This window comes from Luteimonas sp. KH_071 (assembly GCF_057838005.1).
In genome coordinates, this window is sequence record NZ_CM174458.1 from 1,845,211 (window position 1) to 1,871,167 (window position 25,957).

21 protein-coding genes are annotated in these 25,957 nt (G+C 61.8%); 8 read left to right on the forward strand and 13 right to left on the reverse strand.

Going from position 1 to position 25,957, the window contains the following annotated elements:
- Positions 1-9: 9 nt before the first annotated feature.
- The 3 genes from AC3IRM_RS08680 (at position 10) to AC3IRM_RS08690 (ending at position 5,517) form a co-directional block, all read left to right on the forward strand.
- Positions 10-1,431 carry a Y-family DNA polymerase gene (locus tag AC3IRM_RS08680; RefSeq protein WP_489205776.1) on the forward strand — a complete coding sequence of 474 codons (1,422 nt, stop codon included), beginning with the start codon at positions 10-12 and terminating at the stop codon, positions 1,429-1,431.
- The gene (locus tag AC3IRM_RS08685; RefSeq protein ID WP_489205777.1) at positions 1,428-4,676 is read left to right on the forward strand and encodes an error-prone DNA polymerase; all 3,249 of its coding nucleotides are present in this window, start codon (positions 1,428-1,430) and stop codon (positions 4,674-4,676) included. The genes AC3IRM_RS08680 and AC3IRM_RS08685 overlap by 4 nt, the downstream gene beginning before the upstream one ends.
- A gap of 79 nt (positions 4,677-4,755) precedes the next feature.
- Entirely contained in the window at positions 4,756-5,517 is a 762-nt protein-coding gene (locus AC3IRM_RS08690; protein WP_489205778.1) for a class I SAM-dependent methyltransferase, read from the forward strand.
- Positions 5,518-5,628: 111 nt separating this feature from the next.
- On the opposite strand, the gene AC3IRM_RS08695 is transcribed toward AC3IRM_RS08690, so the two are convergent.
- Together AC3IRM_RS08695 and AC3IRM_RS08700 are read right to left on the reverse strand one after the other, a co-directional pair.
- A complete protein-coding gene (locus tag AC3IRM_RS08695; protein WP_489205779.1) occupies positions 5,629-6,993 on the reverse strand; it encodes an MFS transporter in 1,365 nt (454 codons plus the stop codon).
- A gap of 1,202 nt (positions 6,994-8,195) precedes the next feature.
- Positions 8,196-9,185, reverse strand: coding sequence for a DNA-binding protein (locus AC3IRM_RS08700; protein ID WP_489205780.1), 990 nt, complete (start codon positions 9,183-9,185; stop codon positions 8,196-8,198).
- Between the two features lie 104 nt (positions 9,186-9,289).
- Between AC3IRM_RS08700 and AC3IRM_RS08705 the strand changes: the two genes are divergently transcribed.
- Entirely contained in the window at positions 9,290-10,375 is a 1,086-nt protein-coding gene (locus tag AC3IRM_RS08705) for a site-specific integrase (RefSeq protein ID WP_489205781.1), read from the forward strand.
- Positions 10,376-10,474: 99 nt separating this feature from the next.
- Here the strand turns inward: AC3IRM_RS08705 and AC3IRM_RS08710 are convergent, their stop codons facing one another.
- The 4 genes from AC3IRM_RS08710 to AC3IRM_RS08725 are packed head-to-tail and all read right to left on the reverse strand — an operon-like array spanning position 10,475 to position 14,788.
- Positions 10,475-10,957 carry a Mov34/MPN/PAD-1 family protein gene (locus tag AC3IRM_RS08710; protein WP_489205782.1) on the reverse strand — a complete coding sequence of 161 codons (483 nt, stop codon included), beginning with the start codon at positions 10,955-10,957 and terminating at the stop codon, positions 10,475-10,477.
- Complete coding sequence (locus AC3IRM_RS08715; RefSeq protein ID WP_489205783.1) at positions 10,954-12,654, reverse strand: ThiF family adenylyltransferase; 1,701 nt, start codon at positions 12,652-12,654, stop codon at positions 10,954-10,956. Before AC3IRM_RS08715 ends, AC3IRM_RS08710 begins: the two co-directional genes overlap by 4 nt.
- A gap of 8 nt (positions 12,655-12,662) precedes the next feature.
- Positions 12,663-13,706 (reverse strand): cyclic GMP-AMP synthase DncV-like nucleotidyltransferase, encoded by a 1,044-nt coding sequence (locus AC3IRM_RS08720; protein ID WP_489205784.1) that lies wholly within the window; start codon positions 13,704-13,706, stop codon positions 12,663-12,665.
- Positions 13,703-14,788: a patatin-like phospholipase family protein gene (locus AC3IRM_RS08725; RefSeq protein WP_489205785.1), complete on the reverse strand. Its 1,086-nt coding sequence runs from the start codon at positions 14,786-14,788 to the stop codon at positions 13,703-13,705. Before AC3IRM_RS08725 ends, AC3IRM_RS08720 begins: the two co-directional genes overlap by 4 nt.
- A 140-nt stretch (positions 14,789-14,928) precedes the next feature.
- Here AC3IRM_RS08725 and AC3IRM_RS08730 point away from each other — a divergent pair, with 140 nt between their 5' ends.
- From AC3IRM_RS08730 to AC3IRM_RS08740, 3 genes are read left to right on the forward strand one after another with little or no spacing between them, the layout of a single operon-like run.
- On the forward strand, positions 14,929-15,828 hold the full coding sequence (locus AC3IRM_RS08730) for a BrxR family helix-turn-helix transcriptional regulator (protein WP_489205786.1): 900 nt from the start codon (positions 14,929-14,931) through the stop codon (positions 15,826-15,828).
- Positions 15,825-16,337, forward strand: a complete 513-nt coding sequence (locus AC3IRM_RS08735; RefSeq protein WP_489205787.1) for a hypothetical protein — start codon at positions 15,825-15,827, stop codon at positions 16,335-16,337. The genes AC3IRM_RS08730 and AC3IRM_RS08735 overlap by 4 nt, the downstream gene beginning before the upstream one ends.
- On the forward strand, positions 16,334-16,654 hold the full coding sequence (locus AC3IRM_RS08740; protein ID WP_489205788.1) for a hypothetical protein: 321 nt from the start codon (positions 16,334-16,336) through the stop codon (positions 16,652-16,654). Before AC3IRM_RS08735 ends, AC3IRM_RS08740 begins: the two co-directional genes overlap by 4 nt.
- Before the next feature lie 282 nt (positions 16,655-16,936).
- Here the strand turns inward: AC3IRM_RS08740 and AC3IRM_RS08745 are convergent, their stop codons facing one another.
- From AC3IRM_RS08745 to AC3IRM_RS08755, 3 genes are all read right to left on the reverse strand, one after another.
- The gene (locus AC3IRM_RS08745) at positions 16,937-17,791 is read right to left on the reverse strand and encodes a hypothetical protein (RefSeq protein WP_489205789.1); all 855 of its coding nucleotides are present in this window, start codon (positions 17,789-17,791) and stop codon (positions 16,937-16,939) included.
- 59 nt (positions 17,792-17,850) lie between these two features.
- Positions 17,851-18,126, reverse strand: coding sequence for a hypothetical protein (locus tag AC3IRM_RS08750; protein ID WP_489205790.1), 276 nt, complete (start codon positions 18,124-18,126; stop codon positions 17,851-17,853).
- Between the two features lie 521 nt (positions 18,127-18,647).
- The gene (locus AC3IRM_RS08755) at positions 18,648-18,941 is read right to left on the reverse strand and encodes a hypothetical protein (protein WP_489205791.1); all 294 of its coding nucleotides are present in this window, start codon (positions 18,939-18,941) and stop codon (positions 18,648-18,650) included.
- A 380-nt stretch (positions 18,942-19,321) separates the two neighbouring features.
- Here AC3IRM_RS08755 and AC3IRM_RS08760 point away from each other — a divergent pair, with 380 nt between their 5' ends.
- Positions 19,322-20,320, forward strand: coding sequence for a hypothetical protein (locus tag AC3IRM_RS08760; protein WP_489205792.1), 999 nt, complete (start codon positions 19,322-19,324; stop codon positions 20,318-20,320).
- Between the two features lie 574 nt (positions 20,321-20,894).
- On the opposite strand, the gene AC3IRM_RS08765 is transcribed toward AC3IRM_RS08760, so the two are convergent.
- From AC3IRM_RS08765 to AC3IRM_RS08780, 4 genes are all read right to left on the reverse strand, one after another.
- Positions 20,895-22,871, reverse strand: coding sequence for an LTA synthase family protein (locus tag AC3IRM_RS08765; RefSeq protein WP_489205793.1), 1,977 nt, complete (start codon positions 22,869-22,871; stop codon positions 20,895-20,897).
- A gap of 245 nt (positions 22,872-23,116) precedes the next feature.
- Positions 23,117-24,781, reverse strand: coding sequence for a phosphoethanolamine transferase (locus AC3IRM_RS08770; RefSeq protein ID WP_489202807.1), 1,665 nt, complete (start codon positions 24,779-24,781; stop codon positions 23,117-23,119).
- Complete coding sequence (locus AC3IRM_RS08775; RefSeq protein ID WP_489202808.1) at positions 24,778-25,455, reverse strand: phosphatase PAP2 family protein; 678 nt, start codon at positions 25,453-25,455, stop codon at positions 24,778-24,780. The genes AC3IRM_RS08770 and AC3IRM_RS08775 overlap by 4 nt, the downstream gene beginning before the upstream one ends.
- A gap of 71 nt (positions 25,456-25,526) precedes the next feature.
- Positions 25,527-25,874, reverse strand: a complete 348-nt coding sequence (locus tag AC3IRM_RS08780) for a diacylglycerol kinase (protein WP_489202809.1) — start codon at positions 25,872-25,874, stop codon at positions 25,527-25,529.
- Positions 25,875-25,957: the final 83 nt, after the last annotated feature.

Sequence of the window (25,957 nt, forward strand, 5' to 3'; positions counted from 1 at the left end):
GATCCTGCGATGCTCTGGGCCTGTCTTCTCCTGCCGCAACTGGCACTCGACGCCGTTCTCCGCCGTCTGCCCGATCCCGACGCACCATTCGCGCTGGTCGAAGGACCCGCGCAGCTGCGCAAGTTGCACAGCGTCAACGACGCGGCCGGTGCGCACGGACTGAAGGCCGGCATGCGCCTGTCGGCCGCGCATGCGCTGCTGGCCGACGTGCGCACGCAACCGCACGATCCGCTGGCGGAATCGACCGCGCACCGCTTCCTTGCCGCCTGGGCGTATCGCCACAGTTCGCTGGTGAGCCAGCAGTGGTCGCGCGCGATCGTGCTGGAAGTGCAGGCGAGCTTCCGACTGTTCGGGCCGTGGTCGCAGTTCGAACGCACGCTGCGCGAAGAACTCTCGGCATTGGGCTTCGCGCATCGCATCGCGCTCGCGCCGTCGCCGACCGCCGCGCGCGTGCTGGTCGGTCTGCGCGACGGCTTCGCGGTGACCGGGCCGGCGGAACTGTCGGCGCTGCTGGACCGCACGCCGGTGCGCCGCGCCGCATTGCCGGGCGATGCCGGCGAACGTCTGTACCGCATGGGTGTGCGCACGCTCGGTGCCTTGCGCGAACTGCCGGGCGCGGGCGTGCAGCGCCGGTTCGGCGCGGATGTACTGGCGCATGTGCGCCGGCTGTATGGCGAAGGCGATGATCCGGTCGCCTGCTACACGCCGCCGGACCGTTTCGACATGCGCGTCGAGCTGGGTTACGAAGTGGAAGCGCATCCGCCGCTGCTGTTTCCGTTGCGGCGGCTGATCAACGACCTGTGCACGTATCTCTCTGCCCGCGACGGTGGCGTGCAGCGTTTCGTGATCGGGCTGGAACACGAAGCAGGCAGTACCGATGTCGAAGTCGGCCTGCTCGCGCCCGAGCGCACGTCGACGATGCTGTTCGAACTCGCGCGCAACCGGCTCGAACGCACCGAAATCGCCAGGCCGGTCGTCGCGATGCGCCTGCTCGCACGCGAACTGCCGCCGTTCGTGCCGGCCGCGCGCGATCTGTTCGATACGCGCCCGCAACAGGCGCTCGACTGGCCGCATTTGCGGGAGCGCCTGCGCGCGCGGCTTGGCGACGATGCGGTCTATCGGGTGACACCGGCCGGCGATCCACGTCCGGAGCGCGCATGGGCACGCCGCATTGGCGATAGCGGTGGCGCGATTGCGGATGCGCCTGCGCGCCCGCCGCGTCCGGCCTGGCTGCTGCCGCAACCGGTACCGTTGCACGATGCTGGCCTGCGCATCGTGTCCGGGCCGGAGCGTCTGGAAAGCGGCTGGTGGGACGATGCCGATGCGCGTCGCGATTACTACGTGGTCGAAACCCGTGAGGGCCAGCGCGGCTGGGCCTTCGTGCCGCCGGGACGCTTCGACGGCTGGATGCTGCACGGCTGGTTCGCATGAGCTGGGACGATGCGATCGATGGCGTCGACCGCGACACGCCGGGCAGCCATGTGCCACGTGCGCTGCGCGTCGCCGGACGCCTGCGCGCAGCTGCGAATGACGATGTCGCCCACGACACCAGTGAGGATCTGCCGGCGTATGCAGAACTGCATTGCCTGTCGGATTTCTCGTTTCTGCGCGGCGCGTCCAGCGCGGAGCAGTTGTTCGCGCGCGCCGTGCACTGCGGCTACAGCGCGCTCGCGATCACCGATGAATGTTCGCTCGCCGGCATCGTGCGCGGGCTGGAGGCGTCGGAGGAAACCGGGCTCAAGCTGATCGTCGGCAGCGAATTCCGGTTGATCGACGACACGCGTTTCGTGCTGCTGGTCGAAACCCGTGCGGGCTACACGCAGCTGTGTGCGCTGATCACCCGCGGCCGCCGCGCCGGCACCAAGGGCCAGTACCGGCTGTCGCGCGCGGATGTCGAAGCCGAGTTTCGTGGGAAAACCCCCGGGGTTTTCGCCGTGTGGCTGCCGGGTGCGACGCCCGAAGCGGGGCAGGGCGCCTGGTTGCGCGCCGTGTTTCCCGAACGGACGCATCTCGCCGTGGAACTGCACCGCGAACGCGACGATGCCGGCCGCCTCAGCGATCTGCTGGCGCTGTCGCGCACGCTCGGAGTTCCCGCTCTGGCCAGCGGCGACGTGCACATGGCGACGCGGCGCGAGCGCATCCTGCAGGACACGCTGACCGCGATCCGACACACCACGCCGATCGCCGACTGCGGCGAACACCTGTTCCGCAACGGCGAACGGCATCTGCGTTCGCGGCGCGCGCTCGGCAACATCTACGGCGCCGATCTGATGCTGGCCGCCGTGAATCTGGCGGCGCGTTGCACATTCGGCATGCGCGAACTGCATTACGACTATCCGGTCGAACTGGTGCCGCAGGGCCATACGCCGACGACGTGGCTGCGTCATCTGACCGAAGAAGGCATCCGCGTGCGCTGGCCCGGTGGCCCGCAGCCGAAAGTGCGGGAGCTGATCGAGTTCGAACTCACGCTGATCGCGAAGCTCGAGTACGAGGCGTTCTTCCTGACCGTGGCCGACATCGTCCGCTTCGCCAGAGGCGAGGGCATCCTGTGCCAGGGCCGCGGCTCGTCGGCGAATTCCGCGGTCTGCTACGCGCTGGGCATCACCGCAGTGAATCCAGACGACACCCGTCTGCTGATGGCGCGCTTCCTGTCGGAGAACCGCAACGAGCCGCCCGATATCGACGTCGACTTCGAACACGAACGCCGCGAAGAAGTCATCCAGTACGTCTACGCCAAATACGGCCGCGAGCGCGCCGCGCTGGCGGCGACGGTCATCGCCTATCGCGGCAAGAGCGCTGTGCGGGATGTCGCCAAGGCCTTCGGTCTGCCGCCGGACCAGATCGCATTGCTGGCCAACTGCTACGGCTGGGGCAATGGCGAGACGCCGATGGAACAGCGCATCAGCGAGGCCGGGTTCGATCTCGACAATCCGCTGATCGGCAAGATTCTCGTGATCACCGAGATGTTGCGCGACCACCCGCGGCATCTGTCACAGCACGTCGGCGGTTTCGTGATCTCCAACGAACCGCTGTCGCATCTGGTGCCGGTGGAAAACGCGGCGATGGACAACCGCACGATCATCCAGTGGGACAAGGACGATCTGGAAACCATGCAGCTGCTGAAGGTCGATTGCCTCGCATTGGGCATGCTGACCTGCATCCGCAAGGCGCTCAATCTGGTGCGCGGCCAGCGCGGACGCGATTTCGAGATCGCGACCCTGCCGCGCGAGGATGCGCAGACCTACGAGATGATCCAGATCGCCGACACCGTCGGCGTGTTCCAGATCGAATCCCGCGCGCAGATGGCGATGCTGCCGCGCCTCAAGCCCAAGGCGTTCTACGACCTCGTGGTCGAAGTCGCGATCGTGCGGCCCGGTCCGATCCAGGGCGACATGGTGCATCCGTATCTGCGGCGCCGGCAGGGGCACGAGCAGGTGACGTATCCGTCCGAAGGCGTGCGCGAGATCCTCGGCCCGACGCTCGGCGTGCCGCTGTTCCAGGAACAGGTGATGGAACTGGTGATCCACGCCGGCTACGACGCCGATGAGGCGGACGGCCTGCGGCGTTCGATGGCGGCCTGGCGTCGCGGCGGCGACATGGAGCCGCATCGGCTGCGTATCCGCGGGCTGATGGAAGCCAAGGGTTACGCGTCGGCGTTCATCGACCAGATCTTCGAGCAGATCAAGGGTTTCGGTTCCTACGGCTTCCCGCAGAGTCACGCCGCGTCATTCGCGAAGCTGGTCTACGCCAGTTGCTGGCTCAAGCGGCATGAGCCAGCGGCGTTCGCCTGCGCTCTGCTCAACGCGCAGCCGATGGGTTTCTATTCGCCGAGCCAGATCGTGCAGGACGCCCGTCGTGGCAGTCCGCATCGTGCACCCGTGGAGGTGTTGCCGGTCGACGTGATGGTCAGCGATCGCGACTGCACTCTGGTCGGCGGACGTCCTTGGCGCAGCGACGCCGATCCGGGCACGCAGCCCGATATCCGGCTGGGCCTGCGTCTGGTCGCGGGATTGTCGAAAGACATTGCCGAGGCCATCGTCGCTGCCCGCGCACGGCGTCCGTTTTCCAGCGTCCAGGATCTGTGCCTGCGCGCCGGTCTCGACGAAAAGGCGCGCAGCGTGCTCGCCGAATCCGGTGCGCTGGCGTCACTGGCGGGCCATCGCAATGCAGCGCGCTGGGCGGTCTCGGGCATCGAACGGCAACGGCCGCTGTTGCCCGGCAGTCCCGACGAAGACGTGGTCGAACTGCCGGTGCCGCGGGCGGGAGAGGAGATCCTGTCGGACTACCGCAGCACCGGCCTGACGCTCGGCCAGCATCCGATGGCCTTGCTGCGCGCGCAGATGGCCGGGCGCCGGATCATCGGCCTGCGCGATCTGCGGCAGCGCCGGCACGGCAGCGGCGTGCATGTCGCGGGCCTGGTGACACAACGGCAACGCCCCGCGACCGCCAAGGGCACGATCTTCGTCACGCTGGAAGACGAGACGGGAATGATCAACGTGATCGTCTGGCCGCACCTCGCATTGCGGCGTCGCCGCGCGTTGCTGGAATCACGCCTGCTCGCGGTACGCGGCCGCTGGGAACGCGTCGACGGCGTGGCGCACCTGATCGCCGGTGATCTCGAGGATCTCAGCGGCATGCTCGGTGGCATGCAGCTGCCGTCGCGGGATTTCCACTGAGACCGCATCCGCGATTGGTTCTGTGATTGTTATGTTGTAACTTTCTCGGCCGTCTTTCGCGCCAGCTATCAGGATCTCGATGTCGCTGTATCACCGGATCGCCGAACTCCAGGGCGATCGTCCCTGGGGCGCCATGCTCGACGCCGGGACCGGCCGCAATTCAATGCGCTGGCTGCTGTCACTGCCCACCGAACGCTGGACCGCGGTCACCGGCTCGGCGTCGATGGCGCGCCGGACGGACACCGAAATCGGTACGTGCAGGCGCCAAGCCGACCGTCTGGTCGTCGGCAACTGGCTCGATCCCGCGTTGCTCGCGGGCGAGCGCTACGACACCGTGCTTGCCGACTATCTGCTCGGCGCGATCGAAGGTTTCGCGCCGTACTGGCAGGACCAGCTGTTCGCGCGCCTGCGCGATCTGGTCGCGGCGGACGGCCGGCTGTACGTGGTCGGCCTCGCGCCCTATGTGCCGCAGCTTCCCGATACGCTCGATGCAGCCGGCAGTCTGGTCACGCGCATCGGTCGCTTGCGCGACGCCTGTCTGCTGTTGGCCGGCGATCGGCCATATCGCGAATTTCCAGTGGACTGGACGCTGCGCCAGATCGAGCGCGCGGGCTTCCGCGTCCTGCATGCCGAGCAGGTGCCGATCCGCTTCGGCACGCGTTTCGTCGATGGCCAGCTCGACATGTGCATACGCGTGCTCGAACGCGTGGCGGATCGCCAGCTCGCTGCCGCGCTGCATGCACACGTCGATATGCTGCGGATGGAAGCGCATCTGCGCATCGCCGAGAACGGCGGTCTGCGCACCGGTCACGATTACGTGATCGCGGCAGAGCCTCTCTGACGTCCGCTGGTTCGGCCCGCGTTTCAACAGAGGACGGAGGCTATCCGCAACTTTTTGATGACGCCGGAACGCCTGCTGCCCGATGCGACAGCTGACCCATCCGCCGGCAGCTCAGGCAGCACGGCGGGTGGTTCGTGGAAGCAGGGCGGTCGCCAGTCCCAGCAGCGGCAGGAACGCCGTGACCTGATAGACCCAGACGATGCCGCGCGCGTCGGCCAGCTGGCCCAGCGCGGCCGCGCCGATCCCGCCGATACCGAACATCAGGCCGAACATCACGCCCGAAACCATGCCCACGCGGCCGGGGACCGCTTCCTGCGCGTAGACCACCAGCGCCGCGAATGCTGACGACATCACCAGGCCGATGATCACCGCAAGGATCGCAGTCATCACCAGACCGACGTGGGGCAGGGCGAGCGCGAACGGCGCGACGCCGAGGAAGGAGATCCAGATCACCGCCTTGCGGCCGATGCGATCGCCGATCGGGCCCCCGGTGAATGTGCCGAGCGCGATCGCGCCCAGGAACAGGAACAGAACCACCTGGCTCTGCTGCACGCTCACGCCGAAGCGCTGGATCAGATAGAAGGTGAAGTAGTTGGTGAACGACGCGATGTAGACGAACTTCGCGAACATCAGGACCGACACCACGGTCATCGCCTGCACGATCTTGCCGCGGGACAGGCCCGTGCCGCGGGTGACCGCCAGACGGCTCAGGCGCGCCTGTCCATGCTGCACCGTCCATTTCGTCAACCGCAGCAGCACAAACACGGCGAGCGCGGCGACCAGCAGAAACCACGCGATGGCCGACTGGCCGTGCGGAATCACGATCGCTGCGGCCAGCAACGGCCCGATCGCCGAGCCCGTATTGCCACCGACCTGGAACGTCGATTGCGCGGTGCCGAAACGCCCACCCGAACCCATCCGCGCCACCCGCGAGGCTTCCGGATGGAACGTCGCCGACCCCACGCCGACAACCGCCGCGGCAATGAGCAGCATCGTGTAGCTGTGCGCCATCGCCAGCACACCAATGCCCACAAACGTCACCGCCATGCCGGCCGGCAAAAGCCAGGGCAGGGGGCGCTTGTCGGTATAGAGCCCGATCCACGGCTGCAGCAGCGACGCGGTGATCTGGTAGACCAGCGCGATCACGCCGATCTGTCCGAAGCTCAGGTCGAAGTCGGCCTTGAGCATCGGGAAGATCGCCGGCAGCATCGCCTGGATCAGATCGTTAAGCAGATGCGCGAACGCAGCCGCGCCGACGACGCGCAGCGCGAAACCCTGGGGTGGGGCGGCGCAATCAGCCGTGGCGACGGTCGTGACTTCGGTACGTGAGTGGGGGTGTTGGACGGGCTTGGACATCAGCTGGATTGCGTGCGGGCGCCGTGGCCTCGGCTGGGACGGAGGCGCGGAGCATGGGGGCTGCAGATTAGAACCTCGTGATGTCCACGTCCGGCGCGATCGCGATACGGTCTGTCGCATTCGAAGCGCCGCGACATGCCGCCGCCAGCAGCGCCGCTGCACTGGACGGGATGGCAAACGGAGCAGGGCGTGCTGGCTCTGGATGCGCACGCAAACGGCGCACTGCTGACCTCGGACGACTTCTGGACCGCTTCCCCCAAGTGGGGTTCGAAGGTCGTCACCGGTGCGATGCGGGCACGATTTCTTCTGGTGGCGCGCTTCGGGCTGTCGAGGCGCAGCACGTCGGGAATTACGTCGATACCAGTAGGAATTCCATAACGTAACAACACATATTGCGTTATGGCGTCTCGTGCCTGGTCGGACCGCGCTTGTCCTTCTCGCATCCTGATGCAGTTGCGGACTACGCGAGCAACGTCGTCCGCCAGGTGCCCGGCGTCCACGCCCTTGCACCGGATGGCGCACCTGCTGCTGGCCGAACGCGTGGCAACAGATGGACATGTCCTCGTGCGCGGCGCAGGCGGTGGAATGGAACTGGCCGCATTCGCGGACGCCAGTCCCGAATGGCGATTCACCAGCGTGGACCCGTGCGCGGAAATGCTGGCGCTCGCGGTTCTGACACTCGATCGAGTCAGCGCCGGACGTCGAGTTCGACGGTGCGAGCTGTCTGTTGACATTGCACTTCCTGGACCGCGAACAACGCCTGCGCATATTGTGCGAACCGAGACGGCGTCTGAAACCGGGCGCACCGCTTGTGATCGCGCATCACAGCGTGCCCGACAATCCCGCCGGGAAGCGGCTCTGGTTCCGACGCTGAGTGGCGTTCGTATCCGCCTGCAGCGTTTCCGACGCGGATACCGAAGTGCGCGCCGATCTGATGGCCAGCCGTTTGGAGGTCGCAATGCTCGAGGCAGCAGGCTTCGAGCGGCCAGGCCTGTTCTATGCGGCGCTCACGTTCCGGGGCTGGATCACGTACGCGGGGTAGGTTCCACCCAGTCCAACGCGACGCCTCCACGACTTCGCATAATGTACATTATGTAATTAACGGAATCTGCCAGCTGTGCCGCGTTTGTCGGTGATACCCAAACTCTGTCGTCTGCCCCTTAACCATGACATGCGCTTTAACCCTGTCGTCTCCCGACAACGACAACTAAGCCAATCAGAGACTTAGAGACTTCTCGCGGCAAGATCCCAAGGCCGTTGCGCGAGGTCGCTTTTCCTTAACCGTGTCGTGTTCCGATACCGTGTCACATCCCAACAGTAGATCAATCGGGCGCTTTCGCGCGCTTGCGGCGTTCATTGGAACGGTCCGCCGGCTTTTGGGGCTCGCCTTTCTTCAAAGCGGTGGCTTTGCCTCTACTGCGCGACTTCCGCGCGACCGGACCAGCAGAACTGCGGATTGCCGCCTCCAGCGCCGCCGGTAGATCCCGCAACGAGCTCAGTTGCCCCTCAAGCGCGTCTGCACGAGCACGCTGCGCCAAGGCATCGCGAGATGCCTCCAGTGCTTTCGATTTGGCCAGATCCATCAGTTCCCGCAGCGACTTTTCGGTAGCGGCTGACTGGCGAGATGCCGCCACCAGCCGACCTTGAACCTCCTTGGTCTCCTGGCGAGCGCGGTCAATCTCGCCGAGGGCTCTGTCCTCGACTGCGCGGACATGCGAGCCCAAGGATTCACGTTCTGCCTGAGCAGCGTCTTGCAACGATCGGATGCGTGCCTCCAAAGCCTGTCGGCCAATTTCGCCATCCGCCGCTTGAGCTAGCGCCACCTCACGCTGGCGGCCGACCTCCTCGAGTTGGGCTTCAAGCCGTCGAGCCAACCGTTGAAGTTCGGCGGTTTGAGCAGCAGCCAGCTGCGCTTCGTGGTTCGCGCTAGACATCTGTTCCCGCAAGGCAGCGGCCTCGGCGAGGAAGGTCTCACGATCTTGTTCGACTGCCCGGATCTCGGTTTCCAGGGCTAAACGCCTGGTTGCCAGCGCGTCATCAGCATTGCTGCGCGCGTGGTTCAGGGCCAGCGCCCACCACTCAACCGCCAAGCGTGAAACGGCCTCGGGGACGTCTGGAATGGCGCGGCTGCGGTCATCAGCTTCCAGCCGGCCGCCGAGCCTTTTCCACCAGGTCTCCAACCATCGCGTGACAGTGTTCGGCGAACCGGTGCCCAAGTGCGCACGAATGCGCTCAACCGTAGGTCGTTCTCCAGCGGCAACGATCTCGTCGGCAGCCACGTGAACGTCGGATTCGCTAATGCCTCGAACCATGGAAGTGCCTCCTACGCGGCCGCCCTACTCTGTTGATTCCGTACTGGCGATAAGTGATGATTATCGTGGGTACGCTCACAAATTCATATCGTACATTACATAGTATGAAAGAAAGTTCCGGTATTCCTGCCCTAGCTCGTGCTTCCAGCACCTTGGTGCTGCCCAAGCAACTGGCCCAGCAAGCTGCTGATGCAGTGCGCGAACTGTTGGCCGAAGCCGCGGCCGAGAACACTACGCGCAGCTACACCACGGCCCTGCGGTACTGGGCTGGGTGGCATACAGCACGCTATGGCGTCGAGCTGAGCCTGCCGGTGCCCGAGGCCGTCGTCCTGCAGTTCGTGGTCGACCACGTCGCGCGGCGCTCGACCGAGAACGATCTGACCTGGGAGTTGCCGCCCGTCGTGGATCAGGCGCTGGTCGCCTCCGGCCTGAAGGCAAAGCTAGGCCATTGGACGCTGACCACCGTGCGCCACCGGGTCGCTGTCCTTTCAACGGCACACCGGCTTAAGCAGCTGCCCAATCCCTGCGAGCAGCCTGCGGTCCGTTTGGTCTTGAGCAGCGCCCGGCGTGCAGCAGTCAAACGTGGCGAACGCCCACGCAAGAAGACTGCGATCACGCTGACCGAGCTCGAGGCCATGCTGGCCAGTTGTGATGACAGCTTGGAAGGCATCCGGGACCGCGCCCTACTCTGCTTTGCCTTTTCTAGTGGCGGTCGCCGGCGTAGTGAGGTGGCCGCTGCGGACATCCGCGACCTGCGACGGATCGGCGACAAGGGCTACATCTACCGCCTCGAGCACAGCAAGACGCAACAGGAAGGAGTCACGGCGACTTCGACGCCAGACAAGCCGGTGCTGGACCGCGCGGCGGTGGCGCTTGAGGAATGGATCACCGAGGCTGGCATCCAGGAAGGAGCGATTTTCCGTCGTCTGTGGAAGCAGCGCGTGGGCCCTGCCCTATCCCCTGCCGCTGTCGGCGAGATCGTGCAACGGCGGGCGCGCATGGCGGGCTTGGAGGGGGATTTCGGCGGACATAGCCTGCGGTCGGGATTCGTGACCGAGGCTAGCCGCCAGGGCGTATCTCTGCCGGCAATCATGCAGCTCACCGAACATCGGTCGGTGTCGAGTGTCTTGGGGTACTTTCAGACTGGTGGTGCGTCGGCGAACCCCGCTGCTCGATTGCTCGAAGACTGAAGGCCATCGCGTATGGTCCTCGTGTGGAGCGGTTGATGAGAATCGAACCAGTCAACTCTTTTCGCATCGGCCTCCCTTGAATTAAGTGCGATGGGGCTCTCATGACCTCTCGGATCGCACCCTCCAAGGCAAAAGACCTTCGGCATTGCCAGAGTAGAGTGCAAGCCCCTCGGGACCTACTGCCCGCCCTTGGATCAGCATGATGGAGTTGCTTATGCGCAGCTCAGAGGCTGCGCGAAGCCGACGCATCGCATCAAGATCCGCGAAGGACGCTCCTGGACTATCTTCGGGGTGGGTATGCCATTCGCCGAAGTAGATCAGCCCCTGCGCGGCAAAATGATTGATCGCCTGCTGCGCCGCCCGCGGATTTGAGCGATAGCTGCAGCGCGATCGTTGATCCCCCCGGTAAGGCCCCGAGGCGCTCGCAATAATGACCTCATCCCCGGTCATCGTTCCGAAGAGCTGGCCGCCCGCTTCCCTGGCCCACCACGACAGCTGCTTATGCCGAGCGATATAGGCGAGCACGCCGCCTGTCAGGACGATCCGCTGCGCAGACGCCGCACTTGTGGCGACAAGCGTCACAGCGAACCAGCCTCGTCGCGCTCGATCTCGCGATACGCCCCGTCAAACGCGGACGAGAGCGTTGCGCCTCGGCTGATGGCCTGATCACGATGACCCAGCCACGACCTCATCACCGATCCCTGCGTCCTCTCCAGCAGCACGTCGAGCGCAAGCCGTTGCGCGACGCCGATTGTCCCCATCATCTCGGCCGCATCATAGGCTTGGTAAGCCGTCCCGCATCCGGCCTCCTGAGCGTGCGCCCCGGGCGGCCAGTTCGAGGTCAGGCGCAGTCGAAACGCCCCCTCTTCGTCCAGCGCGCTAACAAGGCGCACCGACCCAGCTACTAGCACCGCGTGGCCTGCGCTCGCGAACTCCTCGATCCATGTCCAGAGAAGGGGCGGCGGCGAGGGGAGCGATGACCGCCAGCGGTCGAGCGCAAGCTCTCCGTCCAGATCGATGCCGGCGGCAATGACCAGATCACACTCTGCGAGCGCCTGCGCATGCTCGAATTTAGCCGTCTCGATTGCGCCATGCCATGGGTCAAAGCTCACCGCGTGGGGGAAATCTCGATCAAGACGCGTTGCGAGCGCAGCAGACTTCGCAAGACCAACTGCCTCAATTCCCAGCAGATGGCGTCCTACATTGCTTGGCGCCAGCGTGTCCTTGTCGAACAGAAGAAGTGATCCGACGCCCGCCTGCGCGAGCGCGCGAGCGAGGTAGCTGCCCAGCGCGCCGCACCCCACGATCGCCACCTTCTTTCCGCGAAGCGTCTGGGCGTCAGGATTGCGACCACGCCCATGCACCCAGGCGTAATCCGCGCGATACACGCTCCTTCGAACCGCCTTCCGCCCCCCAAAACTTGCTGCGACGAGCGAAGCGGGCATGGGCTTTGACGCGCGAAAGCCCTTCTTCGAATCCGCCAGCGTCAGTCCCTCGATTTCGACGCAGGCATAGACCGCCTGACCATCGATTTCGCATCCCAAGAGCACGGGGAGCACCTGCCCGGCTCGCACCTTCGCCTCGAAAGAATGCGTCGGATCGAGTGCGAAGACCTCCGCGCCCGTCTTCGGGTAGTCATCCGGCAGCAGGGGCGCATTGAGCCAGATCAGACGCGTCGACTGCACCTGGGCTGGCTTGGCGCCCGCCCGGCGCTGCCACTCCCCAAGTGAGTCTTCATCTTCAGCGAAGATCTTTTGCCCGCGCTCTGCGCTGACATACACGATGTCCCTCGATCGCCCGGGAGCGCTCAGAAGCGACAAGTAAGGCAACTTGCTCGCCTGCCCCCACCGCGTCCAATACGACAAGAATTCACGCCGATGCTCTCCATCCCGCACATCCGCGGTCATGCGAAGCACCGTGAGCGCGTTTTCAAGCGCGGTCAAAGCGCGCTCTGATGCAGGAATCGAGAAGAACAAACGCGGCAGACAGAAATTACCGCGGAATTCGATATGGGGCCAAGCCGGCGCGCCGATAGCAATTGCTTGGGGCGCTATCACAATCGGGTCGCTGAGGGGAAAGGCGGCCGTGATCCCGACCACCAGGTGATCCACATTAGGGTGCAGGTGCAACTCGCCTGGAAGATCGATCCGCCACGCACTGATGAGCTGAAAGCCGGCAAGCGCCGCCGCCTCATTCTCGCGGACGCGGCGCCATCGATCAGGCCTAGCGCCGGCCAGGCCTGCTTCGATCCCCGAAACTTCGGGCGCTGAGAAGTCCACAGCCAGGCTCAGCCGAAGCGGCCGTTGCCGTCATTGCGCGTATCCGTCTTCCTGGCCGTCTGGACAAACACTGCCTTGGTCGCGTCGTCCTTGGCCGTGGGGTCCGGCTGCTTCTGGAAAAAGTCGCGCTCGAACACTTTGTCCCACGCATCGCGCGCCTCCGAGCGCGTGCATCCATCTTCAAGAATAGCGAGCCTCTCGAGCGCCCACACGAGCTTGTCTTTGAAGAAAACGACCTTTTTGTTGCCTGCTTCCGCGAGCTTCGCCTGGTTCACCGGATGCGCCACCTCGGTCGAGATGTTCAGCTGCGCCTTTATGGCTTTCCACGTGCGCAGCAGCGCTTCGTCATCACGGCCCGGGGCGGCAACGAAGTGATCGTGGACCAGCTTGGTGATCACGATCCCGCTCGACGTCTTCTCCTTCCACTCTGGGCGACTTCGCGCGAACGCCTTGGTGAGCCGCACCACGCGGCGCATCTGATCGCCTTCGTCCTCCGAAGCGCTGTTGCGCGCAGACACTGCCGCCTTGAACCACTTCGTGGTCGCGCGCGCATCCGATGCGTCCCAAGAGCCGCTACCCGCCAGCTCGAAGATTTCGCGCGTTCCGCCCCACCCATCGTCTTCCTTGCGGATGCGGTAGACGGGCATGTCGATGTGGTAGCCCTCGTTGTAGACCTGGCGCACGCACTTGGGAAACACCTTGGCCGGGCTCGCGAAGCGCTGATCGCGCGAGAGCGCCGCGCAGACGCGGTTCTTGGCCTGCTCGGGCGTGAGCGGGTCGCCTTGGCCGTCGACGAGATCCCCTTCCGCGAAGTAGATCCCGTCGTCGATGTCGTAATCGCACGCCGGGTCCTCCACCATCGTATGCATGGCATACGAGCCCTGCGTGCAAGTCATCTTCGGCTGGGGATGACCCTCCCCCTCCAGCCCTATCTCGAGGCGCCTCCGGCCGGTGTTCCGGCGCTCACGCATTTCCCTGCGCTCGGAGCCGCTAAGCGTGACTTCGTCGGCATGGAACTTCGACATCTCCTGACTGCAATCGAACACACTCATGCTGCACCTCCTGTCTGTTGGACGAAACCGTCGGTCAAGGCCGCGCGAAAGTGCGCCATTTCTCTATTCGGCGTCGCCAACTGAGCCCAGGCGTAGTCGACGTCGGAAATTGCTTGGCGGCGCAGTGCGTTGAGCACCTTGGGCCTCGCGTCGTCCATGTTCTGGATGAACTTGAGAAGCTTTTCGGACGGGCACTGCGCCGGCATGCGAAACGCCCGGCTGCCGTCGCCGCGCACTTCAAGAATTTTCTTGCAGAGGTAGTCGTAGCCGACTGCTTGCGCGTTGAGACTCGTTGAAATCGCGCGCAGGCCACCCCGCCAACCGATCGCGCCGCGATAGCGCTTCCAGTCGCTGAGCTCTTCCCCGCCCTGCGCAGGGAGCGCACCCAGCATGAATAGATGGATCGGCCGCGCTTCATTGCGATCGCTGAGAATCTCAACTGCCTCGATCGCGCCGAGCGCGCCGGGGTTGTTAGCCCAAAGGCCGCCATCGGCGTAGACAACTTCCGTGTTGCCGCCCGGCTCAGTGAGCTTCGCAAGCGCGCGAAGCACAGGCGCCGCCGTCGTCGCCATGCAGGCATCGACCAGAGTGCGCGCATCATCTCGGCCGTTGAGGCGAGCAAGGTGGCGCGTCTTGAAGACAACAGCAGCGTGCCGCGCCATGTCGATCGAGGTCAGCGCCAGACTAATGCCACGCCCATCCTGGATGCGGTGAAAGGTCTTCTCACCGAACGTCTTTTCTAGCGCGGCGCGCAGCGCCGCCTCGCCCGAGCGATTGCCCAGTCCGAGGAACGGGACGACCCAGCCCAGCCACGGCACCCGCCGCAGCTGCTGCATCGGGAAAATCTCTTTGCCATGCACTTCGTAGAGATCGTCGACCGCTGACAACGGTTCGCCCGCCGCTAGCGCGGAGGCCACGATGCCACCGGTGCTTGTCCCAACGATGAGATCAAAGCAGCGCCCAACGTCAAGCTCAGGCGCCTCGTCCCCGCACACCCGGCCTGCAAATGCACGCAGGTAGGCGGCCTGATAGACCCCGCGCATCCCGCCGCCATCCAGGCACAACACTCGAAACGGCTTCATACGCTCTCCGATGAACTTGCGAGTGACGAGGCCCGATGAGCCCACCATCCAGTAAAGAAATCATACGTAGTGTTTATTTATGTCGTCAAGTATCTAGACGCGATGATAGAGTGGCACCTGCCTGCCAAGTGGAGAGCGCTGTGGACACCCCTGAGACCCCGAAAGTGCGCTGGGGACAGACGCGTCGATTGAATTTCATCGATGTGCGCCTCCAATACGATGGCCGCATCAACCGCAGTGATCTGATGACGTTTTTCGACATTTCCGCGCCTCAGGCCAGCGCGGATTTGGGCATCTACCAAGACGTGGCCGCCCGCAACCTGGTCTACGACACTCGCCAACGGATCTATCTGGCGACCGAAGCGTTCACCCCCATCTCCGGGCGCAGTGAGGCCTCGCGATATCTCGACGAGCTGCAGCGCTTGGCGCGCCGCATCGTCGAGAAGGACGAGAGCTTCGTGGGTTATCAGCCCCCCACTGGGGTTGTTGCGAGTCCCGCGCGTGCGATCGAGGCGACGGAAGTAGCGACACTGGTGCGCGCCATCCGCGACCAAACTGCGCTACGTGTGCGCTATCAATCCATGGACGCGCCAAAGCCCCAAGAATGGGTGCTCACGCCGCATGCCTTTGGTTTCGACGGCCTGAGATGGCACGCACGGGCGTGGTGTCATACCCGTCAGATCTTCCGCGACTTCGCCGTGGGCCGCCTTGAAGTGCTGAGCGAGGATTCCGAAGCACCCGCGGTCGATCCCGCGATGGATGCGGGCTGGAATACCGAAGTGACGGTCGTGCTCATACCCCATCCAAAGCTCACCATCTCCCAGCGCCGTGTTGTTGTGCGTGACTACGGCATGATCAAAGACCGTTGCGAGCTCGCGTGCCGCAAGGCAATGCTCTTTTACACACTGCGTCATCTAAATCTCGACTCTCTGACCGTGTCGAAGGCTCCCGCACAGCAGCATGTGATCGTCGAGAACAAAGAGCAGGTTCAACGGTGGATGGATGAGGATCGACTTGGCCTGCCGGGGCCGGGTGCGTGATCGAGACCGAAGCGACGTCCGCCTCTCACATGCGCAGTGCTGGGGCAGGAAATGATCTGGAAGGGGCGGGAAGCTCCTCACCTGGGCCAGACACAGGATCACCTGTCGCAATGCGCGGGCCACCTGCGCCGTCCAAGACGTGGGCCACTAGGATCATCGATCACCTGACGCCTGCTGTGCTCTTTGGCACGCCGCTACTCTACGTCTTCGGCCGGATCTACAACGAAGGCTATTGGACGACGATTGGCTTCCCGGAGTCGGTGATGGCGCGTCAAGCCGAGGACTACATCTACTTCGGCTTCGTGGCGCTCGTGAGCGGCTTGACGAACTTCACGTCTCGCATGGACAGCATGTTCGTATGGCTCGCCCCGCTCATGTCTATCTGTCTCCTGACCGCAGTCGCGCTCGCGATCTGGGCACTGGGAAAGCTGCGAAAGCGCATGAGGCCGTTGGTCTTCTCCCTGTTTGGGCAGCTCCGCGAGTTCTTTTCCAACGGCGCGATGGCTTGACTGCGATCGGGAAAGCCAGCTCGATCGTCGAAGCGGCCACCGGCGTGGTGCTGATCTTTCTACTGGGATTTCTAGTCATCCTTCTTCCCGTCGTCGTCGCATTCTCGATCGGGAAGGCGCGGGCTGAACAGGTTCACAAAGCATTCGCTGAGGGCACTGGCTCGCGCGCCGTGGTGAAAATCAAGTCTCGCGGCAATGCGACAGGACACATCGTCGACTGCACCGAGCAGCATTGCGTCGTGTTTGTCTCGCAGGGCTACCTACTCATTCCGCGCGACGACATCGAATGGATACCACTCTCACGCTTCACTCGATAATTCATCAAGCCCTCACCTCATCGCCTCGGAAACCTCCACGCTCGCCGAAGCCGCTAATCGCTAGGTTGGACTAAGCTTCTTCGCGTGGTTTTGCTGACTTCAATGAACTGCTAGCGCGCATTTTCGGGGACCTTTAAAAAATTTGTCGACGACAATCGAATGATGTGCCGCTGGAGCCATGTAGCTGTAGCAGCCCGGGAAGATATCGGATGAAATCGGGCCAGCGGCAAACAGAGCTTTCGCGCGTTCGGCAGATGATCTGATGATCGGATGCTGCCATGGTCATGCCATGAAAACCTTCTTCTCTTCCTTGTAGACGGAGATCCCGCCGTCCTCTGAAATCTTGATACCGAGGCCGAGATGACTCCCTTTCCTTGCGGCAGCAGTTCGACCACCACCTTCGCTACCCGCTGATACACTCAAAATTGCGCCGGCAGCAACGATATTTCCCCTGTAGTCCAGAACCATTGCACCATCTAGGGCAAGTAGTTCTTGGCGCAATCGCCTATCTAAGTTTTGAAATTTCTTGCTGCCTATGGCGCGGATTGTTCTTGCTTTTATCGAAGGCCCATCCCCTGAAATAAGATCAGGCTCGGATACAATATTACTAACATCGCTTAGTGATCCTGACCGCACTACAATAATGCAACCTCCGCTCCGTGCAAATGATATATCCAGGCAGCTCTGATAGATTGCTTCACGAAGCGCTCTATTTTGAGGTGGCTGCATTTGTCGGAGATACATTTCGTGAGCGTAATACTGCCACTCGCCACGCCTTTTCGCAAACATCAATTTTTTGTTTTTGAATATTAGCTGCTCTCCAAGGCGATTCAATATCAGCGCTATTCGCTCACCTTTAGCCCAGTCGGCTATGGCGCTCAATCGATACGGAACATAGTCAAGACCTAGCGCGCTCGCAGCCAGCTGACCAGATCCTGATATGTCGCAATCCGGAGTCACAACTAAAAGAGTGTCAAAGCTGTTGCTTATGACGGCTGAGAAATCTTCTTGAAATATCTCCAAAAGGCTGATCCCTTGACTTATAGCGTTTGGATCAATTCCTATTGAGGAGGTAATCGCCCCTCCTTCATAAGTGCGGGCAGACCATGCATCAAACTGACGCAATATCTGACTCACTGCTGAAACGCCACCCAAATGACGTGAAATTGCCCGCGCGGGCAAAAATGTGAAGAGCTCTATTCTGTAGTCCGGCCCAGCAGCGCCATGTATTGCAACGAGCTCTTCAACAAATCCTTCGTGAGCGCCAACTCCTCTGGCGTGAACCCGGGCTTGCGATACAGGACGAGTCTTTCGGTACCTTCGTGATCGGCCTTGATGGCTGTCCTGTTGGGGTCAAGCGAAGCAACCCGCGGGCTGGCTGACTTGCAAGGAGAAGTATTCGGCAAAACTTGGGCAGACAAAAGGGGCGCCAGATACGTGCCCAATGCTTCTCGAAGTTCGTCAATGGTCACTTCGTTCTCCGCAAGAAATAATGTTAATTAGGGTCTCGCCGTACGACCGACGACTGAGCGATTACGCTGGGCTGAACGTGCCGAACTTGTGCGACGCAAGCAACTCTCGAGGCGTTTACCAACCCCAAGCCTCGGAGCCATCGCTTGCTTCGACCTATGAATAGCTAGCTCGCAGTGCGTCTGAATTCCTGCCCACCCGAGCCGCGACTGAAGTGCGGTCCAACATCACACTTAAAACGATTCTCGGCTTGCTAAACCCGGAACGCCTTTGAATCAACGCTCCCTTTGTCTGGAGCAGCACGACGGTCGAGGGCCGCCTTGCGTCGAAAGCCCCCCTCGCTACCCCCGATAAATCTTACTAATCCCTGCCCCGCTGAGGTCCGCTTTCGGTCAGAAGCAGACATCGACGACTAAGATCTCAACGAAGGCAACACTTCTCCTTTTTTTGGGAGGGTGTTCGTTCTTCTCGAACCCTTTTCAAAGTCGACCCCTAGCTAGTTCCGAACAGAGATCCTAGATTCTCAGAACATGTCCGTGCCCCGGCGCGCAACATAGAAGCTGTACTGGTGACCAGCGTCCCGCAGCTTGGGACCCGCGTCCACATAGTTAAGTGGATCAATGACTTGATCGGGCCAGTCAGCTCCGGTCACACTGTCGGTGCGGCCTTCGCCGGCCGGTGACAAACCGTCCGGCGCGGCACGTCGAACCAAGCCATCGACACCGCCACGCGTCGTTGCGCAGCCCTGCTGGATCGCGACTATCAGATCTCGCCCTTGCCCAGCAGGAACGCCAATTTTTTTCGGACCCTCCAGCATCGCCTCGCCATACGCCTCCTACAGATTCTTGAGCTGCCGCTCGTACTGTGGCGCACATCTGCCGGTTTGGCACGCAGCGCGCTCTTCCTCCCGCGCTTGCCGCCATCGATCCGGCTCTCGATCTATGATGGCAGCAAGTTGAACTGGCGACTCGACTCCGACACAGTGGTTTGCCCTGGATGATCTCCAGCACTAGCGCCGACTTGCGGCGTGCTGTCTCACGCTTGGTCTCTTCTTCCATTACCGCGCTCATCGGTGTCTCCTTGAAAAGCTCACACCTGAGCAGGAGATCATTGGGTTACTACCGAGGCCGCCTTCGAATCGGATACGCTTTGCGATATCGCATTTCGGTGCAGGAACGTGACAGATTGATGGATCATATGACGAAGTTCGCAGTTATGGCGTCTACAGGCGCCTTTCTTATGGCTGGAATTCTTTCAGATGCTCGAGCCCAAGAGATGCCCAAGCAATTGAACCATTATCTTTCAATAGCGAGCGCAGGTTCGTTTTACAAGGTTCGTGTCAACGACGTGGCTGCGGTCCAAGACTTCGAGTCCCTAGATCGATCCGTGTCTATTCCCATCAACACGCTTCTCAGGGAAGGTGAGAACGAAATCAGCGTCACCATGGTGTCGGTTCTTGGCCCACCTATTCAATACAACGTCGCCAACCCAGAATTTTACTTCGAGGCTGACTTGGAGGCGTTAGAGCTGAGCAGCAGAGCGCGTGAAAACGTGACGTTGTTGAACCTCAGCATCGACACCGAAAACGCTTTAATCCAGCCTGATGTCAAGCGAGTCGGAAGCCAGATCCACGTCCGAGATTCGGCGCCGATGGCAACCGCCGATAGCGTGTTAGACGAAACGCAGTTGTCGAGCGGCTGGGGGGACGGTAGCTGGACCGCTAGGCGGATGACGAGGAAGTTCCAAGTGGATGGCTCGTTTCCAGCTTTTCCGTGGGCCCGCGCGCCTGTCATTCCTGACAACTCGCAGCTGAGGCAACAGCTACTTGAGGCATACCGAAGCCTGCACGCAACCCTGGCGTCTGCTGACAGAGATCGGGTTCTGTCCGCGTACAAGTTCGCGTGGGCGCATGTTGCGAGCACAATGCACTACGCGACGGTGGACGAGTTCATCCAGAAGGCTGGAGTGTTTGAAGATCTGGCGCCTGCCGACGAGAACGGCTATGTCTTGCAGCCCCTTGATCTAGTTCGCGGAGCCGACTTCGAGATCGAGAGAATGGCGGGAGGTCGCTTGATCCGAATTTCCCCCGATCCAATCGTGTGGACGAAAGAGGGCTTCGAACTCGTGAAGAGCACGAATGTTGCGTTTTTCCTCGACGAATCAGGCGTGCTGCAGATTGGGGTGGTGCTGCTTTAGGTAGCGCGTTGCACCGAACGATCTGGGTTCACCGCAAAACCTTGGCGAGCCAATATTTCTGAGCGGTCGCATCAGTCAGATCGATTACCCTCCCCACGCTTGAACGGCCGCCAATTGGCGGCGCGTCAAATTCGTCGAGGCTGTATTCGCGAGACCAGCCCGGCTTACGCGCTCGAACTCGGACTCTTTGGCCCGTCTCGGCGCAAATGCGTCCGTGCCGTTTGCGGCATCTCGCCGCGCGGATTTCGACCTTTCATCAGATCTCTTTGACGTGCGCCCACCTCAACCTGTTGGATTTTCGCGATGACCTGCGTCTCCATACGCATCGGTCTTCTTGGCTGAGAGATGACACCGAAAAGCTGCCCGGGCGCCGTCGGATCAGCTAGGGGCTCCATCCGCAGGTCCCTTGAATCCTACTTGCCCCATCGGAAGTCGCTCATCAAGCAGCCGTCCTTTGCGTTCACTTCAAATAGACACCCCAAAGCAATTCCGCCCAGTTGAGTCAATCGCCCGACACAGATCGCGGCCCGCGACAGGTCGCGATGAACTCCTTCAAGAAGCCCTCTCAGAAGACCTAAGGCACGCTGATCTTCGTTTGCCCTCCAGTTCGATACCAGCCTCTCTCATAGGAAACCGTTCCCCACATCGCAATCTGAAAGGCATCCTTGGCAAGCTGCGCGTCGAATGAATCTGCGCGTTGAGTGCCGCCTTGCGGGGTGTACTGGAACTGTGTCGGAGCCTGGCCTGGCTGGAGGATTGCGACTGAACTCCCTCTCATCAATGCAAAGTTGTTGTCATACTGCATCATTGCTCGCCCAGGCACGAGCTTTTGAAGGTCGTTGAGATCTTGGCCGGTCATCGGCGTCTGCACGTCAATGCCGATCAGCGACAGGAGCGTTGGTGGAAGATCGATCTGGCTCACGATCCGCCCGTCTCGGCGCGGAGCAATGTCCGCCCCGAGGATCACGCCGGGGATGTGGAAGTTATCGATCGGAACAAGGTCGCGGCCAAAAGCGCGCGAATCGTGATCCGCAACGATGAGGAATACAGTGTCCTCCCAATAGCCAGCCGCCTTCGCCTGGTCGAAAAATTTGCCGAGAGCGTAGTCGGCATACTTCGCGGCGTTGTTGCGTGTGGCTTTGGGTTTTTCGTACAGATCAATTCTTCCGTCTGGAAACTCGAAGGGATCATGATTGCTTGAGGTGAAGACAAAGCCGAAGAAAGGCTTGCCCTCTTGGTGCAGCCTGACGAACTCACGATTCGCGTTGTCGAGCAGATCTTCGTCGGAGACGCCCCAAGATCCAACGAATGTTGGATCCTTGTAGTCCTTACGATCAATCACGCGTTCAAATCCATTTGACAGGAAGAACCCTCGCATGTTGTCAAAGTGGCTCTCTCCGCCGTAGTAAAATGTGGTGTCGTAGCCCTCTCGCTTTAGTGCATCTGCGATCGTGAAGAAGTTCTGCTGACTGAGCGGCTGCTTGACAACGGCCTGCGAGGGCGTCGGGGTGAAGCCGGTGAGTACGGCCTCGATCCCTCTGACGGAGCGAGTTCCAGTCGCGTACAAGCGCTCGAAGAACCAGCCCTCTGCGCCAAGTCGATCCAAGTTGGGCGTAAGTGGGCGCCCCCCAAGGCTACCGACAAACTGCGCGCCGAGGCTCTCTTCGAGAATGATCACAAGATTGCGAGGCTTCCCCTTGAAGGTGGGGGCGCGGCTAAAGAGGAGTGGCGGCGAGGATTGGGCTACAACCAAGCCCTGAGCGTTTGCTCGCTCGAGCGCTGCGGAGATCAGTTCCTCGTCACTCGCATCCCCATAGATACGAGCGCCCACATCCGATTTGAGCCAGTCTCGCATCGCAAATGCCACCGAGTAAAACGAGTTGAGTGGCAGAGTGTTGACCGTTGCGTTACCTGAGAACGCGAGCATCGCTGGATTCATCGGCCGGTGGCCTAGAGTGGATCGGATGCCCATGGCCACCAGAACAAGCAACGCAGCCGCCAGGATCAAACGCGCGATCCACGAAGTCTCCGCTGTCAAGCTGTGCGTCAGCACGCTCGCGGCCAGCCGCCAGGAGGCCCAGAAAGCAAGAAGCGTCACCAGCAGCACGATGATGCTGGATTCCAGGTGACCTTTGCGAAGGGTCGAAAGCACCTCTCTTGGGTAGATCAGATACTCGATAAAGGTTCGATTCGGCCGCAGGCCATACTCCTGCATGAAGGTCGGGGTAGCGGCTTCAAGAAGCACCAGAACTGTGATCGTCACTGCAAGCCAGAGCGTCATCGAGAGCTGGAACCACCTGCTACGGACGACCAGGTCTGGCAGCACCAGATACAGACAGGCCGCAATTCCCAAGAACATGCACATCGTCGCGACGTCCACGCGTAAGCCCTGCACTAGCACGCGCAGCCATCCTTCCGCTTCGCTGACAGCGCTTGCATGCCACACGGCGAGGCCGATGCGGGATAGAGAGAGCGAAGCCAGCCCCACCCCGAAGAAGATCAAGAACGGTGCGATCCGAAGCACCGTTGCCTTTCCTGTTTGAAGCAGCATCACGACTCCACTCGGTCTGCTGCTGCGCGCGACGTGCTCGCATTCCTCTGTGCCGACCGGACCGAAATGATCCATTCGGTCCGGTCGGAAGTAAGTCGGAATAAGGGATCGGAACCGTTAATCAGCCCACAGAGCCTCGCGACTCGCGCGCTACGCACCCGGTCTGCGATCACACTCGGCGACCCCAGATGCCCTATCGAGGCATCTTGGGCCGTGGTGTGGTGTCTGCCGTGTGCAGTCTCGCCTCAGGCGCCAGATCGCTTGCTTCTACAGCTCGAGAAGATGTCCTTCTCTTCTTTGTAAGCCGAGGTCTGGACGTCGAAGTAGCTGAGAACCGTATGGAACACGTTGTCGTGTGTTCGCGGCGCAGACGCCTGAGATCGAAGGCACTGCACATCGATACCGGTGCTCGTCTCGGCCCCCGGCGACATCCACATCACCATCGGAACATCTACCTGCTGCGAGGGCGCGATCGAGTAAGGGGCGCCATGCAGATACAGACCGTACTCCCCTAGCGACTCGCCATGATCTGACACATACAGAAAGGCGCCGTCGTGCGTGCTTTGTGACTGCACGACGTCCAGTGTCTTGGCGAGGAATGCGTCTGTGTAGCCAATCGCGTTGTCGTATGCGTTGACGATCTGCTCGCTCGTGCAGCGACTGAGTTCAGATGTCCTGCAAACAGGCTTGAACCGTTCAAACTCTGCCGGGTACCTCTCGAAGTAGTTAGGCCCGTGATTTCCCAGTTGGTGGAGCACAACGACCATGTCGCCTGGCGTCGCCTGAATTCGAGACGCCAGATCCCGCAACAAGATCTCGTCAAGACACCGACCGTTCGTGCAGAGCTCTGGAGCCATGGCAGCATCCATTCGCTCAATCCCAGTTCCATCGCAAACGCCTTTGCACCCCGACTGGTTGTCTCGCCACTGCACGGCGATGCCCACTCGCTTCAAAACATCGAGAAGCGACTCGGAGCTTCGGATCTTCTGCTTATCGTAGTTCTCGCGACCGCTTTCAGAGAACATGCAGGGGAGCGACACCTCAGTGCTTGTGCCGCACGCCTTCACCTTCGAGAAATTGATCACGTCGCGCCCGGCCAACTGGGGTGTGGTCTGCCGCGCATAGCCGCTCAAACCCCAATTTTCAGAGCGGACAGTCTCGCCAACAACCATCACAAGCAGCCGTGGCTTGCGGGAAGCTCCATCGTTCGCCACGCGCGCATCCTCAGCTATCCTATGCCGCTCGCTCGGCTGGCCATTTCTCTCCTCAGCAAGCGCGCGCACAAGAGAGACGATGTAGTTGCCTGGCGTAATCTGATACCGAAGGGCGTGATCGACCCGGACCATTGCGAAGATGCCCTGTGAGGAGATCGCAATAGCCAGCAGCGCCAGCAGGCCCATCGCACCGAGGAACACGGAGCGTCGCAAGAGCCCCGCTTTCAACGACCGCGGGCGCACTCGGATCCAGTTGATCAATGCCGCCGGGGCAACGCCGAAGATCGCGACGTGAACAAGCATGCCAAGCGAGATCAGTTCACGACTCTCGACGAAGTCAGTCTTTAAGACGTTGTTGATCATCTCAACGTCGAACAAGATCGCGTAGCGGCTCATGTAATAGGTCGCAAACCCCGTGGTGATCAGCAGGACCGTCAGAAGCGGCTTGATCGTGCGCCTGGTTGCGAAGATTCCGATGAGTAGCGCATGCAAGGCGAACACGGCGACGAAGAACGACGCCATGAGGCCTGGCGTCGCGCCGTTCTTGACCAGGCTTTGCCAGAACATGGTGTTGCAGGCAACCACAAAGTAAAAGCACACGATCGAAATCAGTGCTTCTGAGGAGATTTCGGGCCTATCAACGGGTCGCCCAAGCGTCAGAACTGAGGTGGTGCGCTTTTGAAGATATGCATTCATGGCGTGTGATTCACTGCAATGGGCTGGGTCATCTGATCGGCAGCCCGCACCGGATACGCGACTGCGGGAACCCGCGCGCGCATAAGCCAAAGACGCGCAGAGACCGACGCGACCGTCCAGCTGATCACCAGAGTCCAGAGGTCGTGGGAGAGAAAGTGAGCCCCACGCAGCTGTTGCGAGACGCCAAAGATCACGCCGAGGGAAAGGCCGAATCCGAGCCCCCAAAGCCGCCAGCGAGGCGCCGATGCTTGAAGGGCGAAGTAGAGAGCGACCCAGCCATAGCCCGCGCTGGCATGGCCGGCTGGGAAACATGCGGCCGCCGCCATCGAGGCGGGTCTCGTCGTGAGTAGGCCGATGTCGGCCCTGTCTCCGCCGTATCTGATCAAATCCCAAGGGCAATCTATCCCTGTCTGCCCTTTGAGTAGCGCAACGAGCAGAGCGGATAGGACAGATGTGGCGAGTAGGTATGAGAGCGGTTGTCGCCACTTTCGGTGCACCGCACCTGACCATGTCATTGCCCAAGCGAGCGCAGCCACAAGCCAGCACAGGATGCTAAAGCGCTTGCCCCACGTGTGGATCAGTGTCGAGGTCAGCCAACCATCACGCGCGCTCCACGTGTTTCCCTGAGCGCTGTAGAGAAGATCTGCGATTGCCTGATCGCCGCCAAGGAACATGAGCGGGACCGTGGCGAGCGCTGCCGCGCCTAGCACCAAGGCGATAGCCTGGGGCGAGGTGGATTCCAGTCTCACAACACGATGGCCCAAGTGGCCCCGTGGACCACGAGGCTCACAGTGACCGCGGCGGACCCGGCATCCTTCGCCTTTTTGCTGAGCGCGTGCCACTCGGGGCCGACGCGATCCACGACTGCCTCGATGCCTGTGTTCAGCAGCTCGGTGATCAGGATCAACCCGAGTGTCGCGACCAGCACTGCGCGCGCGAAAGCCGTGAGATCCAAAGCGAAGATCAAGGCAATGGCGACAATCGCCAGAACGATCTCCTGGCGGAACGCAGCCTCGCTGCGAAAGGTATCTACCAAACCATGCCAGGAGTTACGGCTGGCCAGAATGAGGCGCCTCGCGCCTGTCGGCTTCATCACGTGCATCGCTGTTCTCTCACCTGTGCTTTCCTTGGGCGGGCGCAGGATCCGGCGCTCAGCGTCGGAGAGAAGTCAGAAAC

Coding starts and splice junctions, on each gene's coding strand:
- AC3IRM_RS08680 (WP_489205776.1), top strand. CDS start 10: ATGCTCTGGGCCTGTCTTCTCCTGCCGCAACTGGCACTCGACGCCGTT.
- AC3IRM_RS08685 (WP_489205777.1), top strand. CDS start 1,428: ATGAGCTGGGACGATGCGATCGATGGCGTCGACCGCGACACGCCGGGC.
- AC3IRM_RS08690 (WP_489205778.1), top strand. CDS start 4,756: ATGTCGCTGTATCACCGGATCGCCGAACTCCAGGGCGATCGTCCCTGG.
- AC3IRM_RS08695 (WP_489205779.1), bottom strand. CDS start 6,993: ATGCGACAGACCGTATCGCGATCGCGCCGGACGTGGACATCACGAGGT.
- AC3IRM_RS08700 (WP_489205780.1), bottom strand. CDS start 9,185: ATGGTTCGAGGCATTAGCGAATCCGACGTTCACGTGGCTGCCGACGAG.
- AC3IRM_RS08705 (WP_489205781.1), top strand. CDS start 9,290: ATGAAAGAAAGTTCCGGTATTCCTGCCCTAGCTCGTGCTTCCAGCACC.
- AC3IRM_RS08720 (WP_489205784.1), bottom strand. CDS start 13,706: ATGAGTGTGTTCGATTGCAGTCAGGAGATGTCGAAGTTCCATGCCGAC.
- AC3IRM_RS08725 (WP_489205785.1), bottom strand. CDS start 14,788: ATGAAGCCGTTTCGAGTGTTGTGCCTGGATGGCGGCGGGATGCGCGGG.
- AC3IRM_RS08755 (WP_489205791.1), bottom strand. CDS start 18,941: ATGCTGGAGGGTCCGAAAAAAATTGGCGTTCCTGCTGGGCAAGGGCGA.
- AC3IRM_RS08760 (WP_489205792.1), top strand. CDS start 19,322: ATGACGAAGTTCGCAGTTATGGCGTCTACAGGCGCCTTTCTTATGGCT.
- AC3IRM_RS08765 (WP_489205793.1), bottom strand. CDS start 22,871: ATGCTGCTTCAAACAGGAAAGGCAACGGTGCTTCGGATCGCACCGTTC.
- AC3IRM_RS08770 (WP_489202807.1), bottom strand. CDS start 24,781: ATGAATGCATATCTTCAAAAGCGCACCACCTCAGTTCTGACGCTTGGG.
- AC3IRM_RS08775 (WP_489202808.1), bottom strand. CDS start 25,455: ATGTTCCTTGGCGGCGATCAGGCAATCGCAGATCTTCTCTACAGCGCT.
- AC3IRM_RS08780 (WP_489202809.1), bottom strand. CDS start 25,874: ATGAAGCCGACAGGCGCGAGGCGCCTCATTCTGGCCAGCCGTAACTCC.